Raw genomic sequence first — 12,280 nt, 5'->3', positions numbered from 1 at the left:
TCCCCTGGCGGTGGTTATGGATTCCGGGCTCGCGCTGCGCGCGCCCCGGAATGACGAACGCTGAGTTTTGCATCCGCTAATCCACGGCGATTACGTGCGGCGGCGGCGGGTCGGTATAGAGGTCGGCGATCAGCGACGCGCGATGTTCGAGCACGGCGCGCTGGTTGACCGAGCCCTTGTCGGTGACTTCGCCGGCGTCGATCGACAGCGGTTCGCCGAGCAGCGCCGCGCGGGTGATGCGGTTGGACGAACCGGTCGCCTGCGTCAGCAGCTTGCGGAAGCGCTCGCGGAACGCGTCTCGGATCGTGGCATCCTGCGCCATGCCGGCAAGATCGTCGAGCGCCAGCGCCGGGTTGACCAGCTTGCAGCCGTCCGGATCGAGGATCACCACCGCCGACACCGTGTCGCGGTCGAGCCCGGCGATCACCACGTCGCGCACCAGCGGCGCGCAGGCGGCGATGAACTTGGCGCGCAGCGGGCCGACGCTGACCCAGGTGCCCGACGCCAGCTTGAAGTCCTCGGAGATACGGCCGTCAAAATCGAAGCCCGCGGTGAGGTCGCTCGGATTGACCGGCTTCAGCGCATCGTTGAGCTTGTAGTAGCCCTCTTCGTCAAACGCTTTCGCGGTCAGCTCCGGCGCGCGCCAATAGCCGGGCGTGATGTTCGGGCCCTTGGCGCGAACTTCGAGCTTGCCGTTGTTCGGCACCAGCTTGGCCTCGTTGCCGGGCACCGGCAGGCCGACGTGCCCCGACCGCGAAGTCTGCGGCGTCACCGACATGAAGAACGGCGCGGTCTCGGTGGCGCCGAGGCCGGTGAGCATCGGCACCCGCGCGCCGGTCTCCTGCACGGCGACCTCGTCGAGCCCGTCCCAGACATGCCGCGCCAGGCTGGCGCCGGAGAAGAACATCGCGTGCAGCTTGCTGAAGAACAGCTTCCGCAACGCCGCGTCCTCGCGCAGCACCGGCAGCAGCGACTCGTAGCCCTTCGGCACGTTGAAATACACGGTCGGGGCAATCTCGCGCAGATTGCGGATCGTCGCCGCGATGCCGGCCGGCGTCGGCTTGCCGTCGTCGATATACATCGAGCCGCCGTTGAACAGCGTCAGCCCGATATTGTGATTGCCCCCGAAGGTGTGATTCCACGGCAGCCAGTCGACGATCACCGGCGGCTCGTCCTTGAGGAACGCCATCGCCTCGCGGATCATCACCTGATTGGCGCAGATCATCCGCTGGGTATTGATCACCGCCTTCGGATTGCCGGTCGAGCCGGAGGTGAGCAGGAATTTCGCGATGGTGTCGTGATTGATCGCGTCGTGCTTCGCGGCGAGGTCCGGATGCTCCGGCGTCGCGAGCAGATCGGCGAGCGACGTTACCTTGCGGCCGTCGACCGTGCCGCGCGTCGCGGCGATCTCGACGTCGGCCGGCACGGTGGCGAGAATCGCCGGTGCGAACGGCGTGACGTCGTCGGCGAAGATCAGGCCCGGCGTCAGCAGACCGACGATGTACCGCAGCTTGCCGAAATCCTTCGACACCAGCGAGTACGGCGGCGACACCGGACACATCGCGACGCCGGCATACAGCGCGCCGAACATCATTTGCGCGTGGTCGATCGAGTTGCCCGACAGGATCATCACCGGCCGCTCGGCCGACAGCCCGCGCGCCAGCAGCGCCGAGGCGATCTTCTGCGCGGCGCTCAGCATCTGCGCGTAGCTGATGGTGCGCCAGCCGCCGCTGCCGTCGCGCTCGGCCATGAACACGCGATCGGGCGTCTGTTCGGCGAAGTGATGCAACCGGTCGGTGATGCGAACCGGGAAATCCGCCAGCGTCGTGGTCGAGCGGACGTAGATCGTGCCGTCCGGCTTGCGATCGGTCGAGATGCCGATCTGGCCGAACGAAATCTCCCGCAGCGGATGAACTCCGGGATCACTCCCGGCCGCGTCGGCGCGTGCAGTCGCGTTCATCATGGCATCCACCTCAGGTGGGTTTGACCTTTGCGGTCTTGTGATCGAGGAAGGCGCGGATCCGGTTCTTGGCTTCCTGGTCGCTCTGCGCGACCGTGGCCATCAGCGATTCCATCAGAAGGCCGGTCTGCGGATTGGCCTCGGCGATCATCGGCAATGCCTGCAGCACGGCGAAATTGGTCAGCGGCGCATTCTGCGCGACGCGGTTGCCGAGTTCGAGCGCCTTGTCGTAGGCCGAGGCGCCCTCGACCAGATATTGCGAGAAGCCGTGGACCACGCCGTCCGCCGCCGAGTACACCCGGCCGGTCAGCATCATGTCGGCCATCCGCGCGACGCCGATCAGCCGCGGCAGCCGCACCGAACCGCCGCCGCCGACGAAGATGCCGCGGCTGCCTTCCGGCAGCGCGTAGTACGCGGAGGCTTCGGCGACGCGGATATGCGCCGCGCAGGCGAGCTCGAGCCCACCGCCGATCACCGCGCCCTTCAGCGCCGCGATCACCGGCACCCGGCAATACTGGATCTTGTCGAACACCCGATGCCAGGTCTGCGAATGCACCAGCCCCTCGGTGGCGTCGCGCTCGCGCAGCTCGGACAGATCGAGCCCGGCGGAAAAGTGATCGCCGATGCCGTGGATCACCACCGCGCGAATGTCGTCCGGGATGTCGGTGAAGCAATCCTTCAGCGCGGCCATCAGCCCGTCGTTCAGCGCGTTGCGCTTATTCGGGCGATTGAGGCCGATGGTCAGCACGGAGCCGACCGTTTCGACGACCAGCGTCGAGGAGTCCGCGAGCGTCGCGGCAGAGGCGTTTCCTGTGAGCACTTATTACGTCCTGTGCAGAATAGTTATAGACTATAACGAATGACGCGGGAGTCAATGGGCGTGGAGTGGCGGTAGGAAGTCAAACGCCGTTTAAAGTCGTTGACGCAACCAAGAGCGCCTGCGCGCTCCCTCTCCCGCTTGCAGGAGAGGGCTGGGGTGAGGGTGCCCCGAGCACTGACTCTCGGCCGCGCGGAGGCGTCCCCTCACCCGGCTTCGCTGCGCGAAGCCCCCCTCTCCTACGAGGCGAGAGGGGTGGGCTGTGCCCGCGGAAAGGCACTTCGTAGCGTCTGACTCCCAAGGAGCACGGCGCGCTCCCTCGCCCCGCTCTTGCGGGGAGAGGGTTGGGGTGAGGGGCGCCGCGGGCACTGAGTCTCGGCTTCGCGGAGGCGCCCCCTCACCCGGCTTGCATCTGGCGATGCAAGCCGACCTCTCCCCGCGCGCGGGGAGAGGTGAAGGCGGCGGCTTTGCTCGGCCTACAGCACCTGATGCACGTCGACGACGACGCGGTCCTGATGCCGGGCGGCGGAGCCGATGAACAAATGCGTGGTCAGCCACTGATAGTTGGGATGCCCGGTCTCGAACCGCGGGCGGGTGCGGAAATAGATCAGCTTGGGATCGACCGGCTCGCCGCGCTTCAGCTTCTGCAGCAGCTCGATCGGCCCGAACCGGATGCCGATATTCTCGACATAGACCACCGCGCCGTCGTCGGTCTCGAACGCGTATTTGGCTTCGAGCTCGATCAGTTCGTTCGGCCGGATGATCTGGAAGTCGGCGCCCGACGGCAGGATCCGGCCGCTGACCCCCTCGCCTTTGACGCTGCCGCCGATCACCGGAATCACCCGTCTCACCCCGGCCCCGGTGTCCCCCGCCGAGATCACCTCACCGATGTGGGCGGTGATGGTGAAGACGTATTTGGTTTCGAGCACTGGATTCATCGCACGACCTTTCGAGGCCCGTCATTGCGAGCGAAGCGAAGCAATCCAGAAGCGCAGTGCACGGTGCTGGATTCCTTCGTCGCTTCGCTCCTCGCAATGACGGAGAGGTTGAATCCTGGGGCTTTCCGTCCCTACCCGATCATCCGCATCGGCAGCCAGGTGGCGATCACCGGGAACGCGACCAGGATGGCGAGACGGACCAGGTCGGTGGCGACGAACGGCAGCACGCCCTTGAAGATCGTCGCCATGCTGACGTCCTTGATCACGCTCTTGATGACGAACACGTTCATGCCGACCGGCGGATGGATCAGGCCGAGTTCGACCGTCATGACGATGATGATGCCGAACCAGATCGGATCGAAGCCGAGCGCCATGATCACCGGGAACACGATCGGCACGGTGAGGATCACCATCGCCATCGCGTCCATCAGGCAGCCGAGCACCAGATACATCAGCAGGATCAGCGCCAGCACGCCGTAAGGGCCGATGCCGAGGCCGGTGAGGAATTCGGTGATCAGCTGCGGCGTCTGGGTGATGGTGAGGAAGTAGCCGAAGCACAGCGCGCCGATCAGCACGGTGAACACCGCCGCGGCGGTGCGGGTCGCCTGCAGCAGCGACTGCAGGATGCCGTCGCGGGTCAGCTTGCCGCGCAGAATGCCGATCAGAAACGCGCCGACCGCGCCGACCGCGCCAGCCTCGGTCGGGATGAAGAAGCCGCCATACAGGCCGCCGATGACGAACACGAACAGCAGCAGCGGCGACCACACGTCGCGAAACGCCGCCAAGCGCTCATTCCACGACGCCTTCGGGCCGGCCGGCAGGAAGCCGGGCTTCGACACGCCGATGATCCAGATGGTGATCATGTGCATCACGATCGCCAGCAGCCCGGGCACGATGCCGGCGATGAACAGCTTGCCGATGTCCTGCTGGGTGATGATGCCGTACACCGCCAGCACCGTCGACGGCGGCAGCATGGCGCCGAGCGTGCCGCCGACCGCGATCACCCCGGTGGAGAACGACTGCGGATAGCCGAACCGCCGCATCTCCGGATAGGCCACCGCCGAGAACGTCGCGGCGGTCGCGACCGACGAGCCGGAGATCGCCGCGAAGCCGCCGCAGGCGCCGATGGTGGCGATGCCGAGCCCGCCCTTCCAGTGCCCGACGAAGGTGTTGCCGGCGCGGAACAGTTCGCGGCTGATGCCCGACGCCGAGACGAACGCGCCCATCAAGAGGAACATCGGGATCACGCCGAACGAGTAGTCGGTGACGGTGCGCATCGTGGTCTGGCCGACCAGCTTCAGCGCCGGATCGAGGCCGGTCAGATAGCCGAAGCCGGTGGCGCCGACGAGGCCCATCGCCATGCCGACCGGGACCCGCAGCAACATCAGCACGAACAGGCTGATGAAGCCGATCAGTGCAACCATTTCGTTGGACATCGCGGCTTACTCCACCGGCTTCATGCGCTGCTCGCGCATCTGCTCCGGATGGAAGATCAGCCGGAAGGTTCGGATTGCGATCAGCAGCACGGCGGAGACGTCGCCGATCCACGACACCAGATAGAACGGCCAGATCGGCACCTGCAGATCCATCGTGACAATATGGTCGGCGCGGGTGGTCACCACCTTGTCGAACAGCGTGTAGGTCTGCACGCTGACGACGAACAGCAGCACCAGCGTTGCGAAAATGTCGATGACGCGCTGCCAGCGCGGCGACGCCGCCGCCCACACCAGATCGACGGTGATGTGCGAGCCGCGATAGGAGGTCGCCGCGATGCCCCAGAAGATCAGCACGCCGAGCATGAACTGCCCGAAATTGTAGTAGTCCGGGATCGTCACGGCGAAGAATTTGCGCATGAACACGGCGAGGAAGGTGTTCAGCGCGACGATGCCGACGAAAAACGCCGCGATCCATTCGATCACGTCGATGAAGCGATCCATCCGATTCTTGGCGACGCGCTTGGTCTCCAGCGCACCGGGCAGCCGATCGGCCAGCTTGTCGAGGTCGGAGGTCATGGGGCTTTGTTGGTTGGCGAGAGTTCGATCGTTGGCACGGACGTCACCACAAACGCGACGTCATTCCGGGGCGCGCGAAGCGCGAGCCCGGAATCCATAACCACCGCCGGGGGTATGGATTCCGGGCCTGCGCCCCAGTCGGCTGGCGCCGACTGGGACACATCCCGGAATGACGAGAGCTCACAGGCTTACAGCCCCGCGTCGTACTTCTTCAGCGCGGCTTTCAGTTCGGCGTCGATCGCCGCGGCGTCGCCGCCGGCTTTCTTGACGGCTTCGGCCCAGGAGTCGCGCAGCGGCTGGGTGTCCTTCTTCCACTCGGCGAGCTGCGCGTCGGTCAGCGGATAGACCTCGTGGCCTTCCAGCGCCTTCATCTTGGTGCGGCCGTTCGCTTCGAAATCGACCCACGGATCGGTCACCTTGGAGGCCCATTCCGGCGTGCAGTGATCGTCGATGATCTTCTTCTGGTTGGGCGACAGCGCGTTGTAGGCCTTCAGGCCGATATTGTAGGTGAACACGGTCGAGTACAGCGGCACGTCCATGTGATACTTGACCACCTTGTCGATGCCGAACAGGAACACCGAGCCCCACGGGAAGGTGATTTCGTCGGCGACGCCGCGCTCCAGCGCGTCACGCGATTCCGGCGCCGAGGCCTGCACGTTGGTGCCGCCGAACAGCTTGACCATCTCGCCGATGGTCGATTGCGCCGGGCGCACCTTGAGGCCCTTCATGTCGGCCGGGACCAGCACCTTCTTCTTGCCATGCAGCGCGCCCGGATCGTGAATGAAGGCGAAGCACAGCTTGGTGTCCTTCATCTCGGTTGGGGCGTATTTGTGGTACCACTCGTTGAACGCGAGCGTGCCCTTCTTGCCGTCCTTGAAGGTGAACGGCAGCTGGCCGGCGGAGACGATCGGGAAGCGGCCGGGCTGATAGCCGGGATTGACGTAGGTGACATCGGCGATGCCGTCGCGCGCCATGTCGTAATGGTCGAAGGCCTTGCCGAGCTGCTCGGAGGGGAAAACGGCCATCTTGATGGTGCCGCCCGAAGCCTTCTCGATGTCGGCGGCCCATTCCTTGGTGGCGGGGACCAGCGGATGCGCCGGCGGCACCCACAGCGAGACCTTCCAATTGACGGTCTTGTCCTGCGCCGACGCGGTGGACACGCAGGCGGGCGCCATGCCGGCTGCGAGCAGCAGCGCAAGCATCGTTGTCCTCATCGAGGTCTCTCCCTGTTGGATGGCTTCAAGCGGCCTTTGGTTGTATTGTTATAGAACATAACCATTAAAGCAAGTGACGGCTGTGTAATAGCTGGTAGACGGCGGACGGCAACTGGACGGCGGCGGCGGCGTCTCGTAACGAGTCCCCAAACCAACCTGCGGGGGAAAGCCCATGCGCACACAAGTCGCCATCATCGGTGCCGGGCCGTCGGGCCTGCTGCTCGGCCAGTTGCTGCACAGCTACGGCATCGACGCGGTGATTCTCGAGCGCAAGGATCCCGACTACGTGCTGTCGCGCATCCGCGCCGGCGTACTGGAACAGGGCATGGTGGGCCTGCTCGAAGAGGCCGGCGTCGCGGCGCGGCTGCATCAGGAAGCGCTGGTGCACGACGGCTTCGAGATCGCGTTTTCAGGCAAGCGCAACCGCATCGATCTCAAGGGCTCGACCGGCGGCAAGGTCGTCACCGTCTATGGCCAGACCGAGGTGACACGCGACCTGATGGAGGCGCGCAGCGCGGCTGGCCTGACCACGATCTACGACGCCGCCGATGTCAGCCTGCACGATTTCGACGGCGAGACGCCGAAGGTGCGCTGGACCAAGGACGGCGTCAGCCACGAACTGACCTGCGACTTCATCGCCGGCTGCGACGGCTTCCACGGCGTCAGCCGCCAGAGCGCGCCGGCCTCATCGTTGCAGACCTTCGAGCGGGTGTATCCGTTCGGCTGGCTCGGCGTGCTGTCCGATACGCCGCCGGTGTCGCACGAGCTGATCTACGTCAACCACGATCGCGGCTTCGCGCTGTGCTCGATGCGCTCGGCGCATCGCAGCCGCTATTACGTGCAGTGCCCGCTCAGCGACGATGTCGCCGACTGGAGCGATGAGCGGTTCTGGACCGAGCTGAAGAGCCGGCTCGATGCGGAGACCGCGCACAAACTCGTCACCGGCCCGTCGATCGAAAAGAGCATCGCACCGCTGCGCTCGTTCGTCGCCGAGCCGATGCGGTTCGGCCGGCTGTTCCTCGCCGGCGACGCCGCCCACATCGTGCCGCCGACCGGCGCCAAGGGCCTCAACCTCGCGGCCAGCGACATCTACTATCTGTCGCGCGCGCTACGCGAATTCTACGGCGAGAAGTCCAAGGCCGGTATCGACGCGTATTCGGCCAACGCGCTGCGCCGGGTCTGGAAGGCCGAGCGATTCTCGTGGTGGATGACCTCGATGCTGCACCGCTTCCCCGACAGCGACGCCTTCTCCCAGCGCATCCAGACCGCCGAGCTCGACTATCTGATCAGCTCCAAAGCCGCGACCACCTCGCTGGCCGAGAACTACGTCGGGCTGCCTTACTAACACCGCGTCCCGGACGCGATGCGGCACGCAGTGCCGCTTCGCAGATCCGGGACCCCGGTCGCTGCGAGCGTTTCAGCAAACCGGGGCCCCGGATCTGCAGCGCACCACGCCGCAAGGCGGCGCGCTGCGCAGCGTCCGGGGCACGCGAGTTGCTTTTCAAACGCCCTCTCAAATCGCGCTTCAAACTTTGTCAGCGTTGCTCATGCCGCGAGGGCGCGGTTTAACTGTGTCGGACGCAGCCACGCGAGCGACGGCACCATGACGAGCAGCGATACGATCGTTTCCGACGATATTCCCGACATCGACATCCCGGAAGGCTTCGCGCGTCATACACGCCGTAGTCCCCTCACCGCGCCGTGGGAGCCGCTCTACGCGAAAATGACGAACGATGCCGTCCTGCTCGGGCTGCGGATTCGCGAGGCGCACACCAATTCACGCGGCCTGGCGCATGGCGGGCTGATTACCGCGCTCGCCGACAATGCGATGGGCCTCAGTTGCGGCTTGAAGCTCGGCGGCGGCGCGCGGCTGCTGACGGCTTCGCTGGCGATCGACTTCATCGGCCCGGCGACAATCGGTCAGTGGCTGCAGATCGAGCCGGAGGTGATCAAGCTCGGCGGCACGCTGTGTGTCGCGCAGTGTTTCGTCACCGTCGACGGCGTGCGCTGCGCCCGCGCCAACGGCACCTTCAGCGTGGTCAAGGCGAAGCCCTGACCACGCCTCGCTGACGAGCGCAATCGCCTCAGCCGCCAATCACCGCCTCGACGCCGGCCGCGACGTCGAACAGCTTGCGGTCGGCGCCGGTGACGCCGGCGAGCATCAGGCCGACCGGCGCTTCGCCCGCCTGATGACACGGCAGCGAAATCGCGCAGCCGTCGATCATGTTGATCAGCGTGCAGTTGCGCAGCGCCAGCAGATTGGCCTTGGTGAACGCCTTGTCGTCGGCGAGGTCGGCGATCTTCGGCGGGGTGATCGCGGCGGTCGGCAGCGCCACCGCGTCGTAGGGCGCGAGCCGCGCGGTGGCGCGGGTGATCAGCGATTTGCGGGCATCGACCGTGTCGATGTATTCGGCGGCGCTCTGCGCCTCGCCGCGCAGGATGCGCTCGCGCACCCGCGGATCGTAGACGTCGCCCTGCGCCACGATCAGATAGCGGTGCCAGGCGTAGCTCTCCGCCGCGGTGAGGCCGCCCTTGGCGCCGAGCGGCGCGACGTCGTTGAACTCCGGCACCTCGATCTTCTCGACGATGGCGCCGTGGCTCGCCAGCGTCTTCAGCGCGCGCCCGAACGCGGTGCGCACGGTCTCGTCGAGTTCGTCGAGCGCCACCGTGGTCGGCACCGCGATGCGCAAGCCCTTCACCGGGCGCGGGCTCAGCGGCACGATCGGCTCATCGGCCAGCACGGCATCGACCACCGCGCAACAGGCGACGCTGCGCGCCAGCGGGCCGATGGAATCCAGCGAGAACGACAGCGGCACAGCGCCGTCGCGCGGCACGCGGCGCTGCGACGGCTTGTAGCCGACGATGCCGTTGAACGCCGCCGGGATGCGGCACGAGCCGCCGGTGTCGGTGCCGAGCCCGACATGCGCCATGCCGTCGACCACCGACACCGCGGCGCCCGAAGACGAGCCGCCTGGGACGTATCCGACATCGCGGCCGTAGATCGATTTCGGCGTGCCGTAATGCGGATTGATGCCGATGCCCGAATAGGCGAACTCGGTCATGTTGGTGCGGCCGATCACCACGAAGCCGGCGCCGCGCAGCCGCGCTACCGCCGGCGCGTCGCTCTCCGCCGGCGGATTGTCGTCGAGCGCCCGCGAGCCGGCGCGGGTGACCTGGCCCTTGATGTCGAACAGGTCCTTGATCGACACCGGGATGCCCGCATAAGGCGACGGCGCCGCCTTGATGGCCCGCAGCGCATCCATCGCGTCGGCAGCCTTCAGCGCCGCCTCGCGGTCGACATGGATGAAGGCGCGCGCGCCCTCGCCCGCCGCGTCGTCGATCCGCGCCAGACATTGCTCGACGAGCTTGCGCGACGTGGTGCGTCCGGCGTCGAGGTCCGCCGCGAGCGCGGCAAGCGTGGGATGATCGGTCATGGCGTGTGTTCCGCTGGAAGGGCGATCCGCGCCCGGGGCGCAGCAATCGCGAAGTGAGACTCGGCCTCTCCTGTAGCGCGCAGGGCAGGATTTTGCCATGCATGCGGCGCCGATTGTTCGCGCCCCGGAATACGTTTGGCGCACATGCCCCCGCGTCCGCCGCGTGTTGACGCTGCCCGGTCGATCTTGCATCAAGACGCCACAACCGATGGGCCTATTGAGCCAGCTCAGGGAGAAAACCAACACATGGCCGAACGCGCACGTCCCAAGATTACTCCGGAAACCCAGCATTACTGGGACGGCGCCAAGCAGGGCGAATTGCGGCTGCAGCGCTGCGACTCCTGCGCCCATGCGTATTTCCCGCCCCGCCCGTTCTGCCCGAAATGCGGCTCGCGCGAGGTCAGCGTGTTCAAGGCCTCCGGCAACGGCACCCTGTATTCCTACGTGATCAATCACCGCCCGTTGGCGGCCGGCTTCACCGAGCCCTACGCGATCGCCGTGGTCGAGCTCGAAGAGGGCCCGCGGATGATGAGCAACATCCTGGAGTGCCCGCAGACGCCGGAGGCGCTCGAGCTCGACATGAAGCTGGAAGTCACCTTCCAGACCATCGACGACAATCTCACCCTTCCGCAATTCCGTCCGGCGAAGGGGTAAGCACCATGCGTCGCAATCAGGTTGCTATCGTCGGCGCCGCCGAGACCACCAAGCTCGGCGTCATCCCCGACATGTCGCAGATCCAGCTCCACGCCGACGCCGCGCTCAACGCGATCGCCGACGCCGGGCTGAAGCTGTCGGATATCGACGGCATCGCCACCGCGGTGGAGACGCCGCAGCAGATCGGCCACTATCTCGGCATCACCCCGACCTGGGTCGACGGCACGTCGGTCGGCGGCTGCTCGTTCATGCTGCACGTCCGCCACGCCGCCGCGGCGATCGAAGCCGGGCTGTGCAAGACCGTGCTGATCACCCACGCCGAGAGCGGCAAGTCGATGATCGGCAAGCTGCCGCGCTCGATCCCGGCCGACAGCCTGCAGGGCCAGTTCGAGGCGCCCTACGGCATCTACGGGCCGCCGAGCCAGTTTCCGATCCCGGTGCTGCGCTTCATGAAGACCTACGGCATCACCCACGAGCAGATCGCTTCGGTGGCGGTGATGCAGCGCGAGTGGGCGGCTAAGAATCCGCGCGCTACCATGAAGGACCCGATCACCGTCGCGGACGTACTGAACTCGCGGATGATCGCCTATCCGTTCCGGCTGCTGCAGTGCTGCCTCGTCACCGACGGCGGCGGCGCGCTGATCATGACTTCGGCCGATCGCGCCAAGGACTTCCCGCACAAGCCGGTGTATGTGCTCGGCACCGGCGAGAGCGTCGAGACGCCGATGGTCAGCCAGATGGAGAGCTTCAACTCCTCGCGCGCCTTCAAGGTGGCGGGCCCGACCGCGTTCCGCGAGGCCGGCATCAGCCACAGCGACGTCGATCACCTGATGATCTACGACGCCTTCGCGCATCTGCCGCTGTTCGGCCTCGGCGACCTCGGCTTCATGCCCTATGAGGAGACCGGCAAGTTCATCGCCGACGGCAACACCCGTCCCGGCGGCAAGCTGCCGCTCAACACCAACGGCGGCGGGCTCAGCTACATGCATTCGGGCATGTACGGCATGTACGCGTTGCAGGAAAGCGTCCGGCAGATGCGCGGCATCGCACCCGCGCAGGTGCCGAACGCGAAGATCTCGGTGTGCCACGGCGTCGGCGGCATGTTCGCCGCGTCGGGGACGATCATCTTCACGAACGAGAAGTAGTTCGACCTATCCGCGCCGCGAGGCGCACTCCCTCTCCCCGCCTGCGGGGAGAGGGCCGGGGTGAGGGGGCGCTTCCACGAGCCGAGCGGCTCGGCGACTTGGAGAC

General features: G+C 66.3%; 11 protein-coding genes. 4 read left to right on the top strand and 7 right to left on the bottom strand.

Annotation, left to right across the window (positions count from 1 at the left end):
• Positions 1–76: 76 nt before the first annotated feature.
• The 6 genes from IP86_RS09790 to IP86_RS09765 all read right to left on the bottom strand — a co-directional run bounded on the left by IP86_RS09790 (position 77) and on the right by IP86_RS09765 (position 6,941).
• Positions 77–1,960 (bottom strand): feruloyl-CoA synthase, encoded by a 1,884-nt coding sequence (locus tag IP86_RS09790; RefSeq protein ID WP_197279727.1) that lies wholly within the window; start codon positions 1,958–1,960, stop codon positions 77–79.
• Positions 1,961–1,973: 13 nt separating this feature from the next.
• Complete coding sequence (locus IP86_RS09785) at positions 1,974–2,780, bottom strand: crotonase/enoyl-CoA hydratase family protein (RefSeq protein WP_054162336.1); 807 nt, start codon at positions 2,778–2,780, stop codon at positions 1,974–1,976.
• Between the two features lie 473 nt (positions 2,781–3,253).
• Complete coding sequence (locus tag IP86_RS09780; RefSeq protein WP_054162335.1) at positions 3,254–3,715, bottom strand: DUF3237 domain-containing protein; 462 nt, start codon at positions 3,713–3,715, stop codon at positions 3,254–3,256.
• A gap of 131 nt (positions 3,716–3,846) precedes the next feature.
• The gene (locus IP86_RS09775) at positions 3,847–5,151 is read right to left on the bottom strand and encodes a TRAP transporter large permease (protein WP_054162334.1); all 1,305 of its coding nucleotides are present in this window, start codon (positions 5,149–5,151) and stop codon (positions 3,847–3,849) included.
• Between the two features lie 6 nt (positions 5,152–5,157).
• Positions 5,158–5,652, bottom strand: coding sequence for a TRAP transporter small permease (locus IP86_RS09770; protein WP_054162337.1), 495 nt, complete (start codon positions 5,650–5,652; stop codon positions 5,158–5,160).
• Between the two features lie 263 nt (positions 5,653–5,915).
• The gene (locus tag IP86_RS09765) at positions 5,916–6,941 is read right to left on the bottom strand and encodes a TRAP transporter substrate-binding protein (RefSeq protein ID WP_054162333.1); all 1,026 of its coding nucleotides are present in this window, start codon (positions 6,939–6,941) and stop codon (positions 5,916–5,918) included.
• A 172-nt stretch (positions 6,942–7,113) separates the two neighbouring features.
• On the opposite strand from IP86_RS09765, the gene pobA reads away from it, so the two are divergent.
• On the top strand, positions 7,114–8,286 hold the full coding sequence (gene pobA / locus IP86_RS09760; RefSeq protein WP_054162332.1) for a 4-hydroxybenzoate 3-monooxygenase: 1,173 nt from the start codon (positions 7,114–7,116) through the stop codon (positions 8,284–8,286).
• 258 nt (positions 8,287–8,544) lie between these two features.
• On the top strand, positions 8,545–8,997 hold the full coding sequence (locus tag IP86_RS09755) for a PaaI family thioesterase (protein ID WP_054162331.1): 453 nt from the start codon (positions 8,545–8,547) through the stop codon (positions 8,995–8,997).
• 28 nt (positions 8,998–9,025) lie between these two features.
• Here the strand turns inward: IP86_RS09755 and IP86_RS09750 are convergent, their stop codons facing one another.
• A complete protein-coding gene (locus tag IP86_RS09750; protein WP_054162330.1) occupies positions 9,026–10,375 on the bottom strand; it encodes an amidase in 1,350 nt (449 codons plus the stop codon).
• Between the two features lie 246 nt (positions 10,376–10,621).
• On the opposite strand from IP86_RS09750, the gene IP86_RS09745 reads away from it, so the two are divergent.
• Positions 10,622–11,029, top strand: a complete 408-nt coding sequence (locus IP86_RS09745; protein ID WP_054162329.1) for a Zn-ribbon domain-containing OB-fold protein — start codon at positions 10,622–10,624, stop codon at positions 11,027–11,029.
• A gap of 5 nt (positions 11,030–11,034) precedes the next feature.
• On the top strand, positions 11,035–12,174 hold the full coding sequence (locus IP86_RS09740; protein WP_054162328.1) for a thiolase C-terminal domain-containing protein: 1,140 nt from the start codon (positions 11,035–11,037) through the stop codon (positions 12,172–12,174).
• The last annotated feature ends 106 nt before the right edge of the window (positions 12,175–12,280 follow it).

The sequence above is a fragment of the Rhodopseudomonas sp. AAP120 genome (assembly GCF_001295845.1).
Taxonomy (GTDB): domain Bacteria; phylum Pseudomonadota; class Alphaproteobacteria; order Rhizobiales; family Xanthobacteraceae; genus Rhodopseudomonas.
The sequence above is the reverse complement of the archived record's forward strand: the minus strand, read 5'-3'. Positions and strand labels throughout refer to the sequence as shown.